The sequence below is a fragment of the Streptomyces fractus genome (assembly GCF_049844455.1).
Classification (GTDB): domain Bacteria; phylum Actinomycetota; class Actinomycetes; order Streptomycetales; family Streptomycetaceae; genus Streptomyces; species Streptomyces fractus.
Window position 1 is genome coordinate 4,834,010 of sequence record NZ_JBMYHI010000002.1, and the last position, 21,042, is coordinate 4,855,051.

Here is a 21,042-nt window from a genome sequence, read left to right on the forward strand (position 1 = left end):
AGTTGTCCAGGTTAGCCGGGGGTGCCGACAGTCAGGCCGGTTCGGTGGTGGGCGAGTTGGGGGTGGGGGTGGCCCTGCCGGGTTCCGTGGCGAGCGCCCAGATGACGAAGACGCCGACGCCGATGGAGATGACCGACCACACGGGCGCGTACGGCAGGAACAGGAAGTACTCGACGACGTACAGCGCGGCGAGGCCGATGCCCGCGCCGCGTGCCCAGTCCTTGTCCTTGAGCACGCCCCAGCCGGTGACCGCGACGAGCGCGCCGATGACCAGGTGGATCCAGCCCCATGTGGTGAGGTCGAACGCGTAGACGTAGTCGCCGATCCGGCTGTAGACGTCGTCCTTGGCGATGGCGGCGATCCCGTTGAGGGCGCCGAGGCACCCGCTGACCAGCATCAGGACGCCGGCGAACAGGGTGCCGCCGGCTGCCCAGTTGCCGCGCGTGCTCGGGTCGCGGGGGAGGTCAGGGGCGGGCGTGCGGTGGTCCTGGGACCAGGCTGTCGTCTCGGTTTCCGGTGGTGTCTGGGTCATGCGGGCGCCTCCTCGTGTCACCGGAATGCTCGCGCCGGAGGAGGGCGGCGGCATTCCGTGCGCGGCTGAACGGGTGTCTGCCGAGCCACACCGCGAGCGCCACCACCGCGCCCGCCGCAACCAGCGCCCACGACGCGGAGCGCAGGGGCGACGTCAGGGCGTCGTAGACCGAGGCGGTCGCCGCCTTGTTCGCGGCGTCGGAGATGTCGGAGAGCGTCAGCGCGCGGGCGAGCGGCAGCGCGATGAGCAGCGCGGCGGCGCCCAGGGCGACACCGAGGGCCGTCGCGGCGAGCGCGCGGCGGCGGCGCGCGGCGAGCGCCAGGCCCGCGGCGGCGCACACCACGGCGGCCAACGGCAGCCACAAGCCCGCGAGTTGGAGCGTGTGGAAGCCCTTGCGCAGGGTGGCCAGGTCGCCGGCGGACAGCAGGGTGACCTCGGTGTGGGTGACCGGGATGCGCTCGGCGAACGGCACGCCGTTCGCCTCCAGTTGCTGCTTGACCTGCCGGGTCACGGGGGCCAGGTCGAGCGTGACGGGTCCCGTGGCGCCCTCGTCGAGGGCCTGCTGCACGGCGTCGTGGGCGGCGCGGTTCGCGGTGTTCCAGGCGTCGTGGAAGGCGTCGGTGTCCGTGAACGAGACGACCGCGTCGTGCAGATACCGCTCGATGGCCGACTCGAGCGCGCCCACGTCGAGGTTCTTCATGACTCCGGTGGTCACCGCGTCGGCGACCGCGTTCCGCACGTCCGGGTCGCCGGCCAGTGGCGCCATCGCGGACACGTACCGGTCGCTGTCGCCGATCTCGTACTTCGCCCACGTGGAGAGCGTGCCGAGCGGGACGAGCAGGCAGGCGACGACGAGCAGCACCGAGGAGAGCACGGCGGTGAAGGAGCCGGGGACGGGGGCTTTTCGGGTCACCTTGCCAGGCAAGGCCCAGGCCGCGCGGGGCGCGAGCGCTCCGGTGGAGCACTGGGCCGAACGGGTGTTTCCTGGACGTGGGGGCGTGAAGATCTACAAGGACCCTGGGGTTCACCTAGGAGGCCGATCATGCGCCGAACCACTCCCGCCCTGGCCGCCGCCGGGCTCCTGGCGGGCGGTCTGCTCGCCGTGACCGCCGCGGCACCGGCCAGTGCGAACGGCGACGTCGTCTGGGGGACGGTCGTCTCGCAGTCCGATCTCAATCTGCGCTCGGGGCCGAGCACCTCCGCGTCCGTCGTGTACCGGCTCTCGCCGGGCAGCCAGGACCGTATCGAGTGCGCCACCGACGGCTCCTCCGTGCACGGCACCTCGACCTGGTACTGGTTCACGGGCGCCCGCGGCTGGGCCAGCGCCGCGTACGTGGACACCGGTGGCCGCGGCGTGCCGAGCTGCACGTCCTCCGGGCCACCGTCCGACGGGCCGCGGCATGACCACGGCCCGAGCGGCTGGTGGTACCGGGAGACCGAGACCCGGGAGTTCGGCGTCTGGTACTAGAACGTACGTTCTATTCGACTATACGGGCGCGTACTCGCTCGCCGAGTAGTACCGGTAGTACGTGCCCACGAACGTGGACGCCCCGACGATCAGGCCGAGCATGACCGACCACAGGATCGCGGGGTCCGAGAGGCTGTGCAGGAAGCCGACCGCGATGCCGGCGAACGCGCCCCAGGCCGAGGCCCGCGCGAGGAAGTGCCGGCCCGCCTGCTGCTTCGACCAGTGGTGGATGCCGAAGCAGAGCGCCGCCACGATGATGCCGGTGACGAAGCCGAGCGCGATGTTGCCTCCGGTGACCTCGCCGCCGAAGCGGTCGACGCTCGCCGCCCAGAAGCCGTACGCGATGCCGGTCACGACGGGGATGACGACGGCCGCGCTCGTCGGGGAGAGCACGGCGCCTCCGGGCTGCCGTCCGGGTGCGGGTGCCGCGTGCTGAGCCATGACGGGCTCCTTTCTGCCAGGCCCCCTCGGATGCCCCGAGATTCGCTTCCTTCGTCTTCCATTGACCTCTCGTGGCACGCCCTTCGCAACATGCGCGCGGTGGCGCACCGTGCTTCGCTGAGCGCATGAACATCCTGCTCCTGGGCGCCACCGGCATGGTCGGCAGCCGCATCGCCGCCGAGGCCGTGGGCCGCGGCCACAGCGTGACCGCCGTCAGCCGCTCCGGCGACGCGCCCGTCGCCGGTGTCACGCCCGCCGCGGCGGACGTCTGTGACGTGCAGAGGCTGTCGGAACTCGCGGGCGGGCACGACGCCGTGGCCTCCGCCCTCGCGCCGCCCCGCGACGGTTCCGACCCGGTCAAGCCGTTCCTCGCGCTCAACCAGGCGCTGGTCGCCGGGGTGCGCGGGGCCGGGGTCGCGCGGCTCGTGGTGGTCGGCGGGGCGGGCAGCCTGGAGGTCGCGCCCGGCGAGGCGCTCGTGGACCAGCCGGGCTTCCCCGACGCGTACCGCGGCGAGGCGCTAGCGCACCGGGACGTGCTCGCGTTCCTGCGCACGGTCGACGACGTGGACTGGACGTACATCTCGCCTGCCGCGGAGATCGCCCCGGGGGAGCGCACCGAGGAGTTCCGGATCGGCGGCGACCGGCTGATGAAGGACGCGGACGGCGAGAGCCGGATCAGCGCGGAGGACTACGCGTTGGCCTTCGTCGACGAGATCGAGCGCGACGCGCACTCCAGGAAGCGCATGTCGGTCGCGTACTGAGCCTGCGCCGCCCGAACGGCCGAGTCGGCGGTCTCCGCGGTCTCCTTCGGCTTCGGCCGGTACTCGTACAGTTCGGCGTCCGCCTCGTCCAGATACGGCGCGCGCTCCGCGGTCCTGCGGACCACGGTGATCGCGGCGTCGTCGCTCGGCGGCCCGTACCGGTGCGCGCGCAGGTCCTCCGCGAGGCGGCTCAGCAGGGCCTCGGGCGGCTCCTGCGCGCCGCGCGGGGACACCAGGTGCGGCAGCCGCTCGCGTACGGGGTAGAAGGTGCCGTTCTCGTCGCGGCACTCGGTCACGCCGTCGGTGAACAGGATCAGCGTGTCCCCGACCCCGAAGGGCAGCCGGGCCACGCCCGGAGCAGCGGCGCCCAGCGTCCCCATGCCGAGGGGGAGCCCGGCCGGGAGCTCGGGGGTGTGCACGCGGCCGTCCGCGGTGACGACCAGCGGCGGCTCGTGCCCGAAGTTGACGACGTCGACGTACTCGCTCGACGTGGGCGGGAAGTGCAGCAGCAGCCCGGTGGAGAACGCGTCCGTGAGGCCCTCGTCGTGGGTGATCCGGGTCCAGGCGCTGTAGCGCTGCATGGCGATCTCCAGGCGCCGGGCCACCTCCTCGATCCGCTCCTCGTGGTACGCCGCCTCCCGGAACGCGCCGAGCAGCCACGCAGAGGCGGACACCGCGGGCAGGCCCTTGCCGCTGACGTCGCCGAGCACGGCGCGCACCCCGTGCGGCGAGGGCTGGAAGTCGTACCAGTCGCCGCCGACCCGGGCCGCGCGGGCGGCGGGCTGGTAGAAGTCGGCGATGTTCAGATCCTCGAAGCGCTCGGGCAGTCCGCGCATCACCGCGCGCTGCGTGGCCTCGGCGATGTCCGTGAGGGCCTGGACGCGGCTGCGCTGTTCCTCCCTGCGGCGCGCGATGAGCACCCCGAGCAGGCCGCCGGTGCCGATCATCAGCGGCCCGAGCACGGACCAGCCGCCGGTCGGCAGCGGCGCCACGGCCTGGAGGCCGATGTAGACGCAGACGAGCAGCCCGGTGACGACGGCGGTGACGGACACGGGGGCGAGCAGCGCCACGGCGATCGGCACCAGTCCGAGCAGGGCGCGCGCCCGGAAGTCGGCGGGGGTCGCCACGTCGAGGGTGACGATGATGAGCGCCATCACCGCGACGAGCAGCACCACGGCACGCCAGCCGCCCGTGGGGCGGGAGTCGGAAGGTACCGCGCCACGGATCGAGGAGTAGAAGCCGCTCGAGCCACGAGATGTCATCACATAAAAGAATGCGAGGCATTCGTCGCGAGGAGTAGGGACGAAGGTCCGTACGCCGGTGAGATCCGGGTCTCAGTGCAGCGGGACGCTCACGAAGCGTGAGGTCACGTGCAGGTCGGCCGCGATGAGCGCCGCGGTCTCCCGCAGCGCCTCTGCCCACGCGTCGTCGTCCCCGCGCCCCTGGTGGGCGGTGACGTCGAGCGCGGAGACCACCCGGCCCGCCCGGTCCCGCACCGGCACGGCGAGCGACCGCAGCCCGTCCTCGGGCCCGTCGGCGACGGCCCGCTCGCCGCCGTCGCGCAGCAGCCGCCCGGCGGCCGTGTCCGTCGCGGGCAGCCGGGAGCCGACGCCGATGTCGACGCTCATGACCCGGCGCGGCGTCACCCGCGCGGTGCACCGCACGCGGTCGCCGTCCGGCACGGACAGGCCGACGGATTCGCCGAGCCGCTTCGACAGGGCGTTCAGGTGCGGTGCGGCGATGCGGGGGAGCGTGGTGCGGGAGAGGGGCGCGCAGCCGAGGGCGAGGACGCGGGGGGTGAGGCGGTACGTGTGGTCGTCGCGGGTGACGTAGCCGAGGTGGTCGTACGTGATGAGGGCGCGGCGGGCCGTGGCGCGGGGCAGGCCGGTGGCCTCGGCGATTTCGGTGAGCGTGTGGGAGTGGGTCGCCGTGAGGAGGTCCAGGCCTCGGGCGAGGGACACGATGGGGGCGCGTCCCGATTCAGCCTCGACGGCGTTTGAGGCGCGGGGTCCGGGGCGGAGCCCCGAGGGCGGCGGATTCCCGGCCAGCACAGCTTCCATCGACCGCACACACGCCTCCAAAGCCCCCCGCACCGCCCCCGGCAGGGAACCCGCCGTATGCCGGCTCGTGTGGCTCACGACGCTGACCGCGCACACCACCGAACCGTCCGGGCCCCGCACGGGGACCGCCACCGCGACCAGGCCCGGCTCGACCAGTTGGTCGTCGATCGCGACGGGGAGGTTCTCCCGGAACACCAGGCCCGGCGCGCACCCGTCGCCCGGCAGGCGATCGCCCACCCGGAAGCTGATGGACAGGGCCCGCCTGCGCAGCACCTGGTGGACGAAGCGGATGTCGGGGCCGTCGGGGACCGCGATCGACACGGATTCGTCGAGCTCCTCCGCGAGCCGGTCGGCGAGCGGGCCCAACAACCCCGGCACCCGCAGCGCGTCCAGGCAGGCGTTGGCGACGGCCATCAGCGGCGGGGCGAGCGACGCGTCACGCCCGTCGAGGCGTACGAAGCCCAGGTGGGCGAGGGTCGCGCAGATCCGGTCGACCGTGGAGCGGGCGAGGCCGGTGGCCCGGGCGAGTTCGGCGAGGGCCAGTGTGCCGTCCGCCTCCGTGAGGTGCCGCAGCACGTCGAGGCCGCGCATCAGCGGGGCCACGGCCTCGGCGGGCGGCTGCGGGGGCGGGTTCGGCGACTCCACGGTCGGCACGGTCGGCACTTCGAGCACGGGGCCACGGTAAGCGACCCGGCGCTCGGACACAGGCTCTCAGCGACCCAGCAGTTCGATGATCCTGTCGAGGGTGGCCGGGGCCAGATGCCGGCGCAGTGCCTCGACCACATCGTCGGGGGTGCCCCGGCTGTCGATCTTGATTACGCCGTAATCGCGGCCGCGCTTCTCCTTGCGGGCGGCCGGGACGGTCGCGGCGGCGTCCGGCTCGCCGGGGAGCACCTGTTCGTCCTTCGGGAGGCGGGCGATGCGGCGGGCGTCCTCGATGGAGACGCGGCCGTCGGCGAGCGCCTCCTGGATGTCCTCGCGCAGCTTCATCAGCGACAGGCGCTGCGAGATGAAGCCCTGCGTCTTGCCGATCCGGGCGGCGACCTGGCGCTGCGAGTATCCGTAGGAGGTGATCAGGCCCTGGATGGCCTGCGCCTGCTCCAGTTCCGTGAGGTCGTCGCGCTGTACGTTCTCGATCAGCGCGTCCTCGTCGGAACGCGTCGCATCGTCCCTGACCAGCACCGGAACCTCGTCCAGGCCCGCCATCCTGGCCGCCGCGAGCCTTCGGTGGCCGTGCAGGACGACGTACGGGGCGTCGCCGACGGCCTCCTTGTGGTGCGGGCGCGCGGCGAGGAAGACGGCGGCGGAGACGACGCCGAGGGCCTGGAGGACGCCGCGCTCGCGGACGGTCTCGGCGAGCCCGTCGAGGTCGCGCAGCTCGTGCCGCGGGTTGTCCGGGTTCTCGGTGAGGTCGCCGATCGGGACGGTGAGCGGCTTGGTGTCGGGGCGGCTGCGCTGGGCGGGCGCCGCGGCCTGCTCCTCGGCGGCCTCCTTCTCGGAGGACAGGAGCGAGGACAGGTCGGTACGGCGCCCCATCAGACGGTCACCTTCTTGCTGGACTTGCCGGCGGACTTCTTCGTACGGGAGGACTTCTTGGCGGCGCGGGTCGGGGCCGGGATCGCCGCGAGGCCGACCTCCAGGGCGAGCCGGAAGAAGTCCTCGCGGGCCTGGAGCGCGACCCGGTTGGCGCCGTACTGCGTGACGACCAGGCCGTCCGCGCTGGCCCGCGTGTGCAGCTTGTAGTGGCGCACGACGGTGCGCGCGAGCGGCCAGTCCTGCGCCTCGACGAACGCGCGGGTCTGCGCCAGGTCGGCCTTGCCGTCGCGCGGGTCCCAGTTGTTGATGACCACGCGGAAGGGAAGCCCGCGCGGCTTCACGACCCGCTCCACCGTGCGCTGCGTGGGCTGGAAGCCGAGCGGCTCCGGCTCGATGGGGACGATGACGTCGGTGGCGTTGGAGAGCACCGCGCGCAGGGCGTCCGCCGCCGCGCCCTTGCCGAGGGGGTCGGCGCCCTCGGTGTCGGCGAGGTCGAGCCAGCCCGGGGTGTCGACGAAGACGTGCTCGGCGGACGGGATCCGGGAGAGCGCGGCGAGCCCCGAGAGGTCGTCGTGGGCCTGCACGAAGTCGAAGGGGAGGCCCTCGCCGACCCGCTCCGACCACCACACCGCCGAGCCCTGCGGGTCGATGGAGACGGCGACGACGGGCGGCCGCTCGGCGTCGGGGGCGCCCGCGCCGAGCACGTCGGCGGTGACGGCCGCGAGGTTCACGGCGAGCGTGGACTTACCCACGCCGCCTTTCTGATTGAGGATCACGTGTACGTGTGCCACGAAAGCTCCCTAACTCCATGAACCGGAACATCCGGCGCATTTGGGGCGATTGTTCGTGGTCACTCTGGCAGCGTGGGCGCCGCGGGGCGGGGTGTACACGCCGGTGAGCGCAGGCCGCGCAGCAGCAGGGGCGTCGCGAGCAGCAGCACTCCGGCGAGCGCGATCGCCTCGCGCGTGCCGATCAGTGCGGCGAGCGCGCCCCACAGCAGCGTCAGCGTGGCGGTGAGGGCCCGCTGGGTGACGGTCCAGGCGGACAGCACGCGGGCCACCCGGTCGTCGTCCGTGAGCCGCAGCCGCTCGGCCGCCATGACGGGGCTGAAGACGGCGCAGCACGTGATGAGGCCGAACTCCACGAACACCACCACGAGCATCCCCGCGACACCGGGTCCCACGAACGCGAGCCCGATCGGCCAGCACGCCCGGGCCGCCCCGCTCACCAGGAGCACCCGCCGCTCCCCGTATCGCCTCACCAGCGGCCCGGTGAGCCGGGAGCCGGCGAGCCCGCCCAGGCACGGGATCCCGAAGACCAGGCCGTACTGCCAGGGGGCGAGGCCCAGGTCGTCGAGGAGCAGCACCGCCATGAGCGGGGCGCCCACCATGATGAGGGCGTTCACCAGGCCGTTGTTGAGGAACAGGGCGCGCAGCCGCGGCTCCCGCCACAAGTGGCGCCAGCCCTCGGCGATGTCGGCGGTGTTGAACCGGCCGCCGTGCGTGCTGCTCGCGGGCTTCGGCTCGGGTGCGCGGATGGCGCGCACGCCCACCGCCGACAGGACGTAGCTCACCGCGTCGAGCAGCACCGTCGTCAGCGGCCCGAAGGCGCCGATGAGCGCGCCGCCGAGCGGCGGTCCGACGGCCGTGGCGGTCCACTGCGTCGACTCGAACCGGGCATTGGCCGCCAGCAGCCCCTCGCCCGGGACGAGCGCCTTGAGGTGGGCGCCGCTCGCCGCGCGGAACACGATGTCGGCGGCGGTCACGGCCACGGAGACCAGGACGAGCTGGGTGAAGGTGAGCGCGTCGAGGGCGTACGCGAGGGGCAGCGTCAGCAGGGCCGCGCAGCGCACCAGGTCCGCGAGGACCATCACCGGCCGCTTGTGCCGGAACTCGATCCACGGCCCGAGCGGCACCGCGAGCAGCGCGCCGACCGCGAGCCCGGCCGCCGCCAGGAACGACACCTGGGCGGCGTCGCTGTGCAGCGCGAGGACGGCGACCAGCTGGAACGCGTCGAGCGCGAGCATCGAACCGGCGGTGCTCACCGCGAAGGCGGCCCACAGCCACCCGAAATCCCGCCCGAGCCGCATGCCCCGCCCTCCCGTTTCCCGTTCTGACCAGGCGATCCAAGCGGTCGGCGGCGCGCCGCGGCAAACAACCGGCACCCATATCTGCACAACCAATGGTTGTATGGAGGGCGTGGACCCGGAAACCGTACGCACCTTCGTCGCCGTCGCCGACGAGGGGCAGATCCAGATCGCAGCCGCCGAGCTCGGCATCACCCAGCAGGCCGCCTCCAAGCGCGTCGCCGCCCTGGAGCGGGCGCTCGGGGTGCGCCTGTTCACGCGCACCCCGCGCGGGGCGCGGCTCACCCTCGACGGCGAGACCTTCCTGCCGCACGCGCGGGAGCTGCTCGCGGTCGCCGAGCGGGCCGCCGACTCCGTGCGGGGCGGCCGGCGCCCGCTGCGCGTCGACGTGCTCGGCGCCAACGTCATCACCAACGGGTTCGTGCAGGACTTCCACCAGGCCCACCCGGACCTCCCGCTCGACGTCGTCGCCCTCGGCCACGGCGGGCCCGCCGCGCTCGCCTCCGTACGGGAAGGGCGCGTCGACGCCGCGTTCTGGACGCGCGCCGTGCCCGAGGACCGGCTGCCGCGCGAGGTGCGCAGCGCCCGCGTCATCGACGAGCCGGCCATCCTCGTCACCGGCGCGGCGCACCCCCTCGCCGACCGGGCCGAGGTCACGCCCACCGAGCTGGCCGGGCACCGGATCTGGATGCCCGGCATGGCCAAGGGCAGCGAATGGGCCACGTATTACGAGGAGTTGGAGCGCGCCTTCGGCCTCACCATCGACGTCGGCGGCACCACCTTCGGCGGCGGCCACCTGCTGCGGACGGTCGCGGCGGCGGACGACGTGGCCACCATCATGGGCACCCGCACCCCCCTCACCCGCCCCGCGGACATCGAGCTCCGGTTCATCCCCGTACGCCGTCCGACGCCGCTCTACCCGCTGTCGCTGCTGTGGCGGGCCGACAACGCGCACCCCGGACTCGCGGCGCTCCGGACGTATCTGACGGACCGCTACGAGCGTCAGGAGGACGGCTCCGGGGACTTCTGGACGCCGCACTGGGCCTCTTGAAGGTTCTTGAAGACGCCGGTAGCCCACACGGCTGGCCACCACATGCGTGAGGCGGCGGGGGCCCGCAGGCTCGGACCATGCGCATCCGTACTCCGCTCGTCGCCGCGACCGTCGCCACCCTCCTCCTCGCCACCGCGTGCGGGGACGACAGCAAGCCGGACCCCATGCGGAAGGACCAGTGGGCGCTCGACGCCATGAAGCTGCCGGACGCCTGGGACACGTCGAAGGGCGACGACACGGTGATCGCCGTCGTCGACTCCGGCGCCGACCTCGACCACCCCGACCTCAAGGGCCGGCTCGTCGACGGGCACGACTTCGTCGACGGCGACGACGAGCCCAAGGACCTCAACGGCCACGGCACGCACGTGTCCGGCATCGCCGCCGCCCACACCGACAACGGCGTCGGCGTCGCGGGCGGCGCGCCCGGCGCCAAGATCATGCCGGTGCGGGTGCTCGGCGCCAACGGCAGCGGGTCCAACGGCAACATCACCCGGGGCATCGTCTGGGCCGCCGATCACGGCGCCGACGTCATCAACCTCTCGCTCGGCGAGGGCGTCCTGATGACGAAGCTGCTCCAGGGCGGCATCCTCAACCAGGCCATCCAGCACGCCCACGACAAGGGCGCGGTCGTCGTCGCGGCGGCGGGCAACGACGGCGCCGACACCCAGCCGTACAAGGTGCGGACGCCGGTCCTCGTCGTCGGCGCCAGCACCGAGAAGGGCACGGCGGCCGACTTCTCCAACTTCGGTGCGGAGCAGGCCGTTTCGGCCCCCGGGGAGGACATCCTCTCCACCCTCCCGACGTACACGACGAAGGAGACCCTGAAGGACACGTCCGGCTACGGGAAGCTCTCCGGTACGTCGATGGCGGCGCCCTACGTCTCCGCGCTCGCGGCGCTCCTGCACCACCAGGGGCTCGACCCCGACGAGATCATGTCCACGATCCGGGAGACGGCCGTCAACCCGAAGAAGGACGCCAAGCTCGGCCTCGGCATCGTGGACGCGGAGGCGGCGGTGAAGAAGGCGGACAAGGACTCGTAATCAGTCGCTGTCAGTCGGTGGGGTGTTCTCGTCCTGGCCGTTCCCGTTCCCGTCTCCGTTCGCGTTGCGTCTGCGGACCCGGCGCATGCGGAAGACGGCGGCCAGGACGATGAGTCCGACGCCCGTCGCCACCACGGCGATCGCCCCGGACGACACCGACGTCACGTCGACCTCGAAGGTCATCTCGTCGCCCCACGGCTTGCCGTCGCTCGTCGTGTAGAGCTGGGCCGTCAGATGCGCCTTGCCGTTGGCCTTCGCGGTGACGTCGATCTGCGAGGTGTGGCTCGCCGAGCCCTCGGCCGACACGGAGATCTTGTCGTCGTTGACCTTGAGGCGCTCGGAGTCGCTGGACGTGACGCGCAGTTCGAGCCCGGAGACCTCCTGCTGCAACGCGTTGTCGACCGTGACCGGGATCGAGGCGTCGCCCGACGTGAGGGTGACGGAGGTCTTCGGCACGAGGCGCAGCGACGTCATCGACGTCGCCAGGAAGCCCGTCGTGCGGTCCTGGAACGTCCGCTGCGCCGAATCCTCCTCGACCCGCCAGGCGGTCGCCAGGGCGCGGGCCATCGCCGCGTGCACGGACGCCGTGGTGTCCTTCGGGTCGGCGAGCACCTTGCTGAGGGTCGCGAGCCGGTCCAGGTCGCCCGCGGCGTCGGTCAGCGCCTGCCTGCCGAGCTCGCTGTCGCGCAGCCGTGCCGGGTACGCGGACGGGGACCCGGCCCTGCCCTTCACCGGGGCGTCGTCGGCCGCGCGGAGGTCCTGGAGGTCCAGCCAGCCGTCGTCCTTTCCGGAGTCGATGGCGGCGCCGAGCGCGTCCGCGGCCGTGCCCGACAGATTGCGGGGCGGCACGAGGACCGGCCGGGCGTTCGCCTTCAGGAGGGCGGTGATGTGGTCGACGGTGGTCTTGTCGGCGGTGTCGGGGCTCGCGGAGACGTTCGGACTCGGGGACGACGCGGAGTCGTCGGGCGAGGGTGACGCCGACGGAGTGGGCGTCGTCTGATCCTTGACGCGGCCGAGCGCGGTCGTGAGGTCGGCCTCGTAGGGCAGCGCCGTCATCGCGTCGTCGCCGCTGCCCACGGTCACCGGGTCGGCGCCCGCGGGCGTGAGTCCCGAGCCCGAGGCGAGGACCCGTGTCACGCCCAGCTTGGCGCCGAGCGCGGTCACGTCGGAGTCGAGCGTGCCGTCGGCGGGCCAGCCGAGCCCGGAGCGGGTGCTGGTGCCGAGGACCCGGTCGACCCGCTTCTTCGTGTCGGCCGCGAGCCCGGACACGACCTCCGTGAGGTCGTCGGTGTCGGTGCCGGGGTGGTGCGCCAGCGAGGCGAGGTCCGTGTCGGCGTACGGGAGGAGCCAGACCTCGCGGCCGTCGACGGCCTCCCGCAGCGCGCCGAGCCAGGCGCGGGCCGCGCTCTGGCCGGTGCCCTCGGTGGTGTCCTGCGGGCTGGCGGAGTCGGCGTTCTTCGCGACGCGGTAGCCGTTGGACATCGCCTGCGCGGCGATCACCACGTCCGGGTCGAGCACCCAGCTGACGTCGCGCCCCTTGCCCGCGTCGACGACCTCGCGCAGCCGGCCGCCGGGCGCGAACAGTCCGGCGAGCGAGTCGTCGTCGAAGACGGGCTTCGCGTTCGCCCCGGAGCCGAGGGCGGCGGCCGTCATGTGCGGGGTCGCGGTGACCGGCCAGACGACGGCGGTCGGTGCGGGGTCGTCCTTCGCGGAGGCCTCCGGCGTTGTGCCGGGCAGGGCTGTGGCCCCGAGCACCATGGCGGTCACGGCCCAGGCCCGTGCCGCTCCGTGTCCCGCCATGTCGTCCTGCCTCCCGGAGATGCCGATCGCTCTGAGGTAACACGGTGGCTGAGGTGGTACGGGGGACCGAGCGTGTGTGCGGCGCGTCGCCGAGGCCTCGGGGCTCTGCCCCGGCCCCCGCTGCTCAATTGCCGCAGGGGCTTGAAATGGCCCGCCGGTGTCCCCCGATAGAGTGCCGGTTCGACGTTGACGTTCTTGACGGCCTACGAGGTAACCGGCAGTGACCCCCACCGACCCCGCCACACCCGTCGTCACCGTCGTCGGAATCGGCGCGGACGGTTGGCCGGGGCTGCCGGAAGCGTCCCGTGAAGCCCTTCGCGCCGCGGACGTCGTCATCGGCGGCCCCCGCCAACTCGACCTGCTCCCGGCCCAGTGCGCGGGCGAGCGCGTCCCCTGGCCGTCGCCGCTCAGGCCCGCCGTGCCCAGTCTCCTCGCCCGCCACGAAGGGCGCCGCGTCGCCGTGCTGGCGAGCGGCGACCCGATGTTCTACGGGATCGGCCGCACGCTCGTCGAAACCGTCGGCGCCGGCGCGCTGCACGTCCTGCCGCACCCGTCCTCCGTGTCCTACGCCTGCGCGCGGCTCGGCCTGCCCGTCGAGGAGACCGAGGTGGTCACGCTGGTGGGCCGCCCGGCCGACCGGCTCGCCGCAGCGCTGCACGACGGCCGCCGCGTACTCGTCCTCTCGGCGGGCGCCGACACCCCGGCCCAGGTCGCGAAGCTGCTGGTCGAACGGGGCTTCGGGCCGAGCCGGCTGACGGTCCTGGAGTGCCTCGGCGCCGAGGACGAGACGTCGTACGAGGGGGTGGCCGAGGACTGGACGCACGCGCCCGGCGACCCGTTGAACGTGATCGCGGTCGACTGCCGCCGCGCCCCCGACGCCCTCCGCCTCGGCGCGGCGCCCGGCCTGCCCGACGCCGCGTACGAGAACGACGGGCAGCTCACCAAGCGCCATGTGCGCGCCGCGACCCTCGCCGCGCTCGCGCCCGCTCCCGGGGAGTTGCTCTGGGACATCGGCGGCGGCTCGGGCTCGATCGGCGTCGAGTGGATGCGCACGCACCCGTCCTGCCGCGCGTACGCCGTGGAGCGGGACGCGGAGCGCGCGGCCCGCATCGAACGGAACGCGGCGCGGCTCGGGGTACCGGGCCTGGCCGTCGTCACAGGCCCGGCACCTCGGGCGCTGGCCGAACTCCCGCCGCCCGACGCCGTGTTCATCGGCGGCGGTCTCACGGCCCCCGGCCTGCTCGACGCCTGCTGGGGCGCGCTCGCGCCGGGCGGCCGCCTGGTGGCCAACACGGTCACCCTCGAATCCGAGGCGCTGCTCGCCACCTGGTACCGGCGCCACGGCGGCGAACTGGTGAAGCTGTCCGTCGCGCACGCCGTGCCGGTCGGTGGCTTCACGGGGTGGCGGCAGGCGATGCCGGTCACGCAATGGTCCGTAACGAAGGCAGGGGTTGGACAGGCATGACGGTCTATTTCATCGGGGCGGGCCCCGGCGCCGCCGACCTGATCACGGTCCGCGGCGCGCGCACGCTCGCGGGCTGCCAGGTGTGCCTGTACGCGGGGTCGCTGGTCCCGGCCGAACTCCTCGCCGAGTGCCCGCCGGACGCGAAGCTGATCGACACGGCGAACCTCGACCTCGACGCCATCGAGCGGGAGTTCGCCGCGGCGCACGAGGCCGGGCACGACGTGGCCCGACTGCACTCGGGCGACCCGTCGGTGTTCTCCGCGGTGGCCGAGCAGATGCGCCGCCTGGACGCGCGCGGCATCCCGTACGAGATGGTCCCCGGGGTCCCGGCGTTCGCGGCGGCGGCAGCGGCGCTGAAGCGCGAGCTGACGGTTCCCACGGTCGGCCAGACGGTGATCCTCACCCGTATCGCCCAGCAGGCAACGCCGATGCCCGCCGGCGAGGACCTGGCGACGCTCGGCGCGAGCGGAGCGCTTCTCGTCCTGCACCTGGGCGCGCGCTACGTGGACCGGATCGTCTCCGACCTGCTCCCGCACTACGGCGCGGACTGCCCCGCCGCGGTCGTCGCGTACGCCAGCCGCGAGAATGAACTGGTCCTGCGCGGCACCCTCGCCGACATCGCGGACCAGGTGAAGGCGTCGGGCGTGCTGCGGACGGCCGTGATCATCGTGGGCCGCACCCTGGGCGCCTCCCAATTCCGGGACAGCCACCTGTACTCCACGGAGCGGGACCGCGACTGTTCGCAGGTCTAGGGCTCTCAGTAGGTCCCCGGCTGCCGTTCAAAACCGGTCAAGATTGCCAAGGGGCCGTTTGGTGGAGGAATTCCCTCCGCTGTGGGAAACATGATCATTGGTCCGTTTCGTGAAGAGGGCGTGAATGCGGCGCTCTCCCGAAATTGGTCTGGACCGAGGCCGTTGACGTGCCCTTTCGTGTGCGCCGCGGCCCCGCGGGGGTGATCGCCGAGAGGCGGACAGCCGGTTTCTGGCCACGCGGGAAGTGGATCTACCACGGGGGTGTCGGGGGAGTTAGGTTTCGGGCCGAGCCGCGGCGGGCGACCGCTGACGGCTGCTTGTTTCCTGCTTTCCAGACACCCTGAAAGGAAGTCCATGCGCCTCAGAAATCTGGCCGTCGCCTCGGCGGTCGCCCTGGCCGGCGTCGGTACGGCCCTCAGTACGTCCGGCACGGCCATGGCGGCGGAGTCCTGCACCAGCGGCTACGCCTGCCTGTACTACAACAGCAACTACTCCGGCGCCTTCTACCGGCAGTACTTCAACATCCCCAACTACTCGGGCTACTACTTCAGCGCGAGTTCCTCGGGCAGCGCCGGCGCCGGACTCGCGGTCAAGAACAACACCGCCTCCGTCGACAACTGGGACTTCTACAACGGGTTCCGCATGTACTACAACAGCAACTACGCGGGCACGTCGCAGTCGATAGCGGCTGGTGGTGCGGCGAACCTGAACAGTTCGCTGAAGAACGAGAACGCGTCGGGCAAGTTCTACTAGGCCGACCCGACGGCCGGGTCCCTGACCTCGGCCGACCGCAATGAGCAAGAGGTGCGCTGCCCAATGCAGCTGGGCAGCGCACCTCCGCGGCCGGAATTCTAGCGAGTCCCCTCTTCGCCGAACACCAATCAGGTCAAGGACGTTCACCATCATGCGCACCAGCAACTTCCGCCTCCCCCTGGCCTTACTCGGAGCGACGGCCGCCGTCGCGGTGCTGGCCGGATGCAGTGCCGACGCGGACGGGGCCGCGAACGCGTCGTCCGGGGGCGGCACGGGCACCCCGAAGGTCGCCTCCGTGCCGAAACTGACGTCGGTCACGGACAAGTCGCTGCCCATCGACGCGTACCTGATGAGCGACGACCAGCTGGAGAAGATGCAGCAGGCCGAGTTCACGCTGCGCGAGAGGTGCATGGAGCGTTTCGACATCGCGTACCGGGTGCCCGCGGCGGAGCAGGCGTTCCACCCGAAGAGCCGTACGCAGTTCCGGTACGGCGTGACGGACGCCGACGCCGTCGCCACCCACGGGTACAAGCCGGCCGGTTCGGAGAAGACGGCCCGCAGGACCAAGCCGCAGGAGCTGAGCCGGGCGGCCACCATGGTGCTGACCGGCACCGACGACCCGAACGTGAAGCCCGGGTCCGCCGCCGCGAAGGGCGGTCAGGACTACCAGGGACAGAAGGTCCCGGCCGGTGGCTGCATCGGGGAGGCGCGGGCGAAGCTCGGTGCCTCCGGGGCGCAGTCCTACGGCGGCGACGCGACCGCCACCAAGGTCAACACGGACAGCTGGGCGAAGTCCTACGACGACGCACGCGTCCGTGCCGCCTTCGCGAAGTGGTCGGCCTGCATGAAGAAGCAGGGCTACAGCTACGCCGACCCGATGAAGGCCGGGGACGACCCCCAGTGGCAGAAGGCCGCCGTCGCCACCGCCAAGGAGCGCCGGGTCGCGTCCGCGGACGTCGCGTGCAAGGTCAAGAACAACGTCGTCGGGACCTGGTACACCGTCGAGGTCGCCTACCAGAACCAGATGATCGAGCAGGACGCGCAGGCCCTCGCCGAGGCGAAGAAGGCCAAGGAGAAGCAGCTCAAGCTGATGGCCGAGGTCTCGTAGGCCTCGTAGGTCTCGTCGGCCCCGTCGGTCTCGTAACGCCGGGGCGCTCCCGAAGCGTCAAGCAGTCGAAGAGCTCGCTCGGCCTGGAGAGGTGCCGTGTCCCAACCAGCACAACACGCACGCCAGTTGGTGTCCGATGAACCCCTCGCCGCCGCCGACAGGGGCCTGTCGCGGAAGCGGAAGTGGGTGGCGGTCGTGGCCGCGGCGGCGGTGCTGCTGACCGGGGCCGGGATCGCGGCCTCGTTCGTCGTGAAGTCCCCCGCGCAGGCCGCGGCGGACGCGAAGGCGCCGGCCGAGGCCGTACTGACCGCCCCGGTGGAGAAGCGGGTGCTCAAGGACTCCGTGATCCTGCGGGGCACGGTGGTGGCAGGGCAGACCGTCGACGTGGCGCCGGCGGGCGGCGGCACCGAGGGCACGACCGGCTCCGTGGTCACCAAGGCGCCCAAGCCGGTGGGTACCCGGGTCCAAGCCGGGCAGGTGCTGACCGAGATCTCGGGCCGTCCGGTGTTCGCGCTCAAGGGCAAGGTGCCGGTCTACCGCGATCTGAAGCCGGGCTCCACGGGCGCGGACGTGGCCCAACTCCAGTCGGCACTCTCAGGGTTGGGGCACGCGACCGGCCGGGACGCCTCGGGGACGTTCGGCTCGGGGACCAAGAGCGCCCTCGCCGCGTTCTACGCCTCGATCGGCTACAGCCCGGTGTCCGCGCAGAGCGACGGCGCCGCGACGGTGCAGTCCGCCCAGGACGCCGTCACCGCGGCCGACCGCGCCTGGGAGGACGCCAAGGACGCCCGCGACAAGCATGCCGATGACGAGACGCGCAAGGCCGTGGACCGCGCCGCGGAGGATCTCGAGCGGGCGCGCGGCAGGCTGGAGCGCGCGCAGGTGGCGGCGGGGCCGATGCTGCCCGCGTCGGAGGTCGTGTATTTGTCCGGCTTCCCCGCGCGGGTCGACAGCGTGAACGCGGTGCTCGGCTCGACGGCCACCGGCAAGGTGATGACGGTCTCCGCGGGCCGGCTCGCCGTCGACGGCTACCTTCAGGAGTCCCAGAAGGGGCTGGTCAGGGCCGGTCAGAAGGTGGAGATCCGCTCGGAGGCGACGGGGTTCACGACCACCGCCTCGGTCCGCTCGGTGGCGGACACCATGGCCGCCGCGCAGGACGGTGCGGCGGCGCAGGGGGCCTCAGGTGGCGATGCCGGTTCCGGCGATGGCGGCGGCTCAGGATCCGGTTCTGGTTCCGGCGGGGACGGCGCGGCGCAGGGCTATCTGATGGTGGTCACCCCGGACAAGGCGCTGCCCGGCGACACGGTGGGGCAGGACGTCAGGCTCACCGTCGAGGCGGCGTCCACGAAGGGCGAGGCGCTGGTGGTGCCGGTGACGGCGATCTCCTCGGCCGGCGACGGCAGCACGGTGGTGACGGTCCGTTCAAAAGGTGGCGCACAGCGCCGGGTGGAGGTACGAACCGGCACGTCGGGCGACGGATTCGTGGCCGTGACCCCGGCCGCCGGTGAACGGCTCGCCAAGGGCGACGAGGTGGTCACGGGAGTGAAGTCGGCCGCCACCGGGGCCGGGCGATGACGCCCGCCGGGCGGGCGGACGCCCCCGTCATCGAGTTCCGCCAGGTGGGTCTCACCTACCCGGGCCCGCCGCCGGTACCGGCCTTCCGGCCCTGCGACATCCGCATCGGGCAGGGCGAGTTCGTCACCGTGATCGGCCCGTCCGGCTCCGGGAAGTCGACGTTCCTGAACATCGTGGGACTGCTCGACGCCCCCACCGAGGGGACGTACCTGCTGGACGGCATCGACATCGGCACGCTCAGGGACGGCGACCGCACCGCGCTGCGCGGCCGCCGCATCGGGTTCGTCTTCCAGTCCTTCCATCTGCTGCCGCACCGCAGCGCGGCCGAGAACGTCCTGCTCGCCATGGTCTACAACGGCACACCGCGCGCCGAGCGCGCGGACCGCGCCCGCGAGGCACTGGGGCGGGTCGGCCTCGGGCACCGCGTCGACTCCCTGCCCACCCGGCTGTCCGGCGGGGAACGCCAGCGCGTCGCGATCGCCCGCGCGCTGGTCTCCCGCCCCTCGCTGCTCCTTTGCGACGAGCCGACCGGCAACCTGGACAGCAAGAACGCGGACTCGGTCCTCGGCCTCCTCGAAGAGCTGCACGGAGCGGGCATGACCGTCCTGGTCATCACCCATGACCCCACCGTCGCCGCCCGGGGCGCGCGCACGGTCGCCATCCGCGACGGGGTCCTCCACGAGCAGGTGGCCGCCACGTGAACCACCGCAGACCACGCGGGCTCCCAGCCCGATGGCCGTGGCGCCGCTCCGGCGGGCGCCGCGGCGCGGGCCCCGTCGCCCCCTCCGTCCTCGCCCCGCGCGACCTGCTGGGCGAGTCCGTGGCCGGCATGCTCCAGCGGCCCGCGCGCTCGGCACTCACCGCGCTCGGCACGGTCCTCGGCGTCGGCACCTTCGTGGCGATCCTCGGGCTGACCGCCACCACGTCCTCGCAGATCGACGCGCGTTTCAACATCCTCACCGCCACCGAGGTCGACGTCGAGGACATCGGCATCGAGCAGAACGAGTTCGTCCACCTCGCGTTCCCGCACGATTCCGACGCCCGCGTCGAGCGGCTGCCCGGCGTCGAACACGCCGGTGTCTACTGGACGGTCGACACCCGCGGCTCCGACGCGACGGTCCGCGCCTCGCCGGTCGGCGACGCCTCGTCGGGGGAACGCGCGGACATCGTCGCCGCGTCGCCCGGCGTCATCGAGGCGGCGGTCCCGCACGTGGCGCAGGGCCGGGTGTACGACGCCTACGCGGAGCGCACGGCGCAGCCCGTCGTGATGATCGGCGCCGGGATGGCCTCGCGGCTCGGCATCACGACGCTGGAGACGCACCCCGCGATCTTCATCGGGGACCAGCCGTTCACCGTCGTGGGGATCATCGACGACGTGAAGCGCAAGGCCGATCTGCTGCTGTCGGTCGTGGTCCCCCGCTCCACCGCGGTGAAACTGTGGGGCGAACCCGGCGCGGGCGGCGCGAAGATGCTCATCGCCACGAAGATCGGTGCGGCGCGGCAGGTGGCGAAGGTGGTGCCGACGGCGCTGCGCCCCGACCATCCCGAGTACTTCAAGGCCGAGCCGCCGCCCGACCCCAGGACGCTGCGCTCCCACGTGACCTCGGACCTTCAGCAGCTGTTCCTTCTCCTCGCCGCGATCTGTCTGGTCATCGGGGCGGTCGGCATCGCCAACACCACCCTGGTCGCCGTCCTCGAACGGACCGGCGAGATCGGGCTGCGGCGTGCGCTCGGCGCGCGGGGCGGCCACATCACGCTCCAATTCCTCGCAGAATCGGGGGCGTTGGGAGCGCTCGGCGGACTGATCGGCACCAGCCTCGGCACCCTGACGGTGGTGGGCGTCGCCGTCGCGCGCGACTGGACGCCCGTGGTCCATCCGACGACGGTCGCGGCGGCCCCCGTCATCGGCCTGGTCACCGGCCTCGTGGCCGGGCTCTATCCGGCGTGGCGGGCATCCCGCATCCAGCCGGCGGAGGCACTGCGCCGTTAGTTCGGGTCGGCGTGTAACGCGACGGCGGTCCCGCGGCGTCATGACTGATGTGAGGGCGGACGCGATGTGACGCGCTGTCGGGAGAGGGAGACCCATGGGTGGATCAGCTCGCAGGCAGGCGGAGATCGAGTCCTTCATGCAAGCCGTCAGCCCGCGCCTCTTCCGCGCCGCCTTGCTGGTCTGCGGCGACTGGCATCTGGCCGAGGATCTGGTGCAGACCACTCTGGGCAAGGTCTTCGTGTCCTGGGGGAGAGTCCGCAAGGCGGACAGTCCACAGGCGTACGTGCGCACCATGCTGATGCGCACCTACCTCTCGCATGTCCGGCTGCATCGGACGTACGAGAAGCCCGTGGACCGTCTGCCGGACAACCCGTCGGTGTCCCACGATCCGGCCCTGCGGGTCGCTCTGGCCGGGGCCCTGGCGCAGCTGTCGCCGAAGGACCGGGCCGTGGTCGTACTCCGCTACTGGGAGGACCGCAGCGTCGCGCAGGCGGCCGCGGACCTGGGCATGAGCGCGGGCAGCGTACGGATCCGCAGCATGCGCGCACTGGCGCAGCTCCGCACGTCGCTGGGCGGCGAGTACGGCGCTCTCGTCAGTCACTGAGAGGAAGGGACCGATCAGTC

At 72.7% G+C, this 21,042-nt stretch carries 21 protein-coding genes; 12 read left to right on the forward strand and 9 right to left on the reverse strand.

Going from position 1 to position 21,042, the window contains the following annotated elements:
- Positions 1–31: 31 nt before the first annotated feature.
- Both ACP4E5_RS23915 and ACP4E5_RS23920 read right to left on the reverse strand, forming a co-directional pair.
- Positions 32–532, reverse strand: coding sequence for a DUF7144 family membrane protein (locus tag ACP4E5_RS23915; RefSeq protein ID WP_425831892.1), 501 nt, complete (start codon positions 530–532; stop codon positions 32–34).
- Complete coding sequence (locus ACP4E5_RS23920) at positions 465–1,445, reverse strand: hypothetical protein (RefSeq protein ID WP_425831894.1); 981 nt, start codon at positions 1,443–1,445, stop codon at positions 465–467. The genes ACP4E5_RS23915 and ACP4E5_RS23920 overlap by 68 nt, the downstream gene beginning before the upstream one ends.
- A 129-nt stretch (positions 1,446–1,574) precedes the next feature.
- On the opposite strand from ACP4E5_RS23920, the gene ACP4E5_RS23925 reads away from it, so the two are divergent.
- Complete coding sequence (locus ACP4E5_RS23925; RefSeq protein ID WP_425831896.1) at positions 1,575–2,000, forward strand: SH3 domain-containing protein; 426 nt, start codon at positions 1,575–1,577, stop codon at positions 1,998–2,000.
- An 18-nt stretch (positions 2,001–2,018) separates the two neighbouring features.
- On the opposite strand, the gene ACP4E5_RS23930 is transcribed toward ACP4E5_RS23925, so the two are convergent.
- Positions 2,019–2,441: a hypothetical protein gene (locus ACP4E5_RS23930; protein WP_425831898.1), complete on the reverse strand. Its 423-nt coding sequence runs from the start codon at positions 2,439–2,441 to the stop codon at positions 2,019–2,021.
- Between the two features lie 125 nt (positions 2,442–2,566).
- Between ACP4E5_RS23930 and ACP4E5_RS23935 the strand changes: the two genes are divergently transcribed.
- The gene (locus ACP4E5_RS23935; protein ID WP_425831900.1) at positions 2,567–3,202 is read left to right on the forward strand and encodes an NAD(P)-dependent oxidoreductase; all 636 of its coding nucleotides are present in this window, start codon (positions 2,567–2,569) and stop codon (positions 3,200–3,202) included.
- Here ACP4E5_RS23935 and ACP4E5_RS23940 read toward each other — a convergent pair.
- The 5 genes from ACP4E5_RS23940 to ACP4E5_RS23960 all read right to left on the reverse strand — a co-directional run bounded on the left by ACP4E5_RS23940 (position 3,130) and on the right by ACP4E5_RS23960 (position 8,887).
- Complete coding sequence (locus tag ACP4E5_RS23940) at positions 3,130–4,464, reverse strand: PP2C family protein-serine/threonine phosphatase (protein WP_425831902.1); 1,335 nt, start codon at positions 4,462–4,464, stop codon at positions 3,130–3,132. The genes ACP4E5_RS23935 and ACP4E5_RS23940 overlap by 73 nt on opposite strands.
- A gap of 72 nt (positions 4,465–4,536) precedes the next feature.
- Positions 4,537–5,934, reverse strand: a complete 1,398-nt coding sequence (locus ACP4E5_RS23945; RefSeq protein WP_425831904.1) for an IclR family transcriptional regulator domain-containing protein — start codon at positions 5,932–5,934, stop codon at positions 4,537–4,539.
- A 39-nt stretch (positions 5,935–5,973) separates the two neighbouring features.
- The gene (locus tag ACP4E5_RS23950; protein ID WP_425831906.1) at positions 5,974–6,798 is read right to left on the reverse strand and encodes a ParB/RepB/Spo0J family partition protein; all 825 of its coding nucleotides are present in this window, start codon (positions 6,796–6,798) and stop codon (positions 5,974–5,976) included.
- A complete protein-coding gene (locus tag ACP4E5_RS23955; protein WP_425831908.1) occupies positions 6,798–7,589 on the reverse strand; it encodes a nucleotide-binding protein in 792 nt (263 codons plus the stop codon). Before ACP4E5_RS23955 ends, ACP4E5_RS23950 begins: the two co-directional genes overlap by 1 nt.
- Positions 7,590–7,648: 59 nt before the next feature.
- On the reverse strand, positions 7,649–8,887 hold the full coding sequence (locus tag ACP4E5_RS23960) for an MFS transporter (RefSeq protein WP_425831910.1): 1,239 nt from the start codon (positions 8,885–8,887) through the stop codon (positions 7,649–7,651).
- A 100-nt stretch (positions 8,888–8,987) separates the two neighbouring features.
- Here ACP4E5_RS23960 and ACP4E5_RS23965 point away from each other — a divergent pair, with 100 nt between their 5' ends.
- Positions 8,988–9,935 carry a LysR family transcriptional regulator gene (locus tag ACP4E5_RS23965; protein WP_425831912.1) on the forward strand — a complete coding sequence of 316 codons (948 nt, stop codon included), beginning with the start codon at positions 8,988–8,990 and terminating at the stop codon, positions 9,933–9,935.
- A gap of 77 nt (positions 9,936–10,012) precedes the next feature.
- Complete coding sequence (locus tag ACP4E5_RS23970) at positions 10,013–10,975, forward strand: S8 family peptidase (RefSeq protein ID WP_425831914.1); 963 nt, start codon at positions 10,013–10,015, stop codon at positions 10,973–10,975.
- Here the strand turns inward: ACP4E5_RS23970 and ACP4E5_RS23975 are convergent, their stop codons facing one another.
- The gene (locus ACP4E5_RS23975; protein WP_425831916.1) at positions 10,976–12,775 is read right to left on the reverse strand and encodes a DUF6049 family protein; all 1,800 of its coding nucleotides are present in this window, start codon (positions 12,773–12,775) and stop codon (positions 10,976–10,978) included.
- Between the two features lie 220 nt (positions 12,776–12,995).
- Here ACP4E5_RS23975 and cbiE point away from each other — a divergent pair, with 220 nt between their 5' ends.
- The 8 genes from cbiE (at position 12,996) to ACP4E5_RS24015 (ending at position 21,022) form a co-directional block, all read left to right on the forward strand.
- Complete coding sequence (gene cbiE, locus ACP4E5_RS23980; RefSeq protein ID WP_425831918.1) at positions 12,996–14,240, forward strand: precorrin-6y C5,15-methyltransferase (decarboxylating) subunit CbiE; 1,245 nt, start codon at positions 12,996–12,998, stop codon at positions 14,238–14,240.
- A complete protein-coding gene (gene cobM / locus ACP4E5_RS23985; protein ID WP_425831920.1) occupies positions 14,237–14,992 on the forward strand; it encodes a precorrin-4 C(11)-methyltransferase in 756 nt (251 codons plus the stop codon). The genes cbiE and cobM overlap by 4 nt, the downstream gene beginning before the upstream one ends.
- Positions 14,993–15,346: 354 nt before the next feature.
- A complete protein-coding gene (locus ACP4E5_RS23990) occupies positions 15,347–15,745 on the forward strand; it encodes a hypothetical protein (protein ID WP_425831922.1) in 399 nt (132 codons plus the stop codon).
- Positions 15,746–15,896: 151 nt separating this feature from the next.
- Positions 15,897–16,853, forward strand: a complete 957-nt coding sequence (locus tag ACP4E5_RS23995; protein ID WP_425831924.1) for a hypothetical protein — start codon at positions 15,897–15,899, stop codon at positions 16,851–16,853.
- A 96-nt stretch (positions 16,854–16,949) separates the two neighbouring features.
- On the forward strand, positions 16,950–18,428 hold the full coding sequence (locus ACP4E5_RS24000; RefSeq protein WP_425831926.1) for an efflux RND transporter periplasmic adaptor subunit: 1,479 nt from the start codon (positions 16,950–16,952) through the stop codon (positions 18,426–18,428).
- A complete protein-coding gene (locus ACP4E5_RS24005) occupies positions 18,425–19,129 on the forward strand; it encodes an ABC transporter ATP-binding protein (RefSeq protein ID WP_425831931.1) in 705 nt (234 codons plus the stop codon). The genes ACP4E5_RS24000 and ACP4E5_RS24005 overlap by 4 nt, the downstream gene beginning before the upstream one ends.
- A 128-nt stretch (positions 19,130–19,257) precedes the next feature.
- Positions 19,258–20,418 carry an ABC transporter permease gene (locus ACP4E5_RS24010; RefSeq protein ID WP_425841617.1) on the forward strand — a complete coding sequence of 387 codons (1,161 nt, stop codon included), beginning with the start codon at positions 19,258–19,260 and terminating at the stop codon, positions 20,416–20,418.
- 94 nt (positions 20,419–20,512) lie between these two features.
- Positions 20,513–21,022 (forward strand): SigE family RNA polymerase sigma factor, encoded by a 510-nt coding sequence (locus ACP4E5_RS24015; protein ID WP_425831933.1) that lies wholly within the window; start codon positions 20,513–20,515, stop codon positions 21,020–21,022.
- Positions 21,023–21,042: the final 20 nt, after the last annotated feature.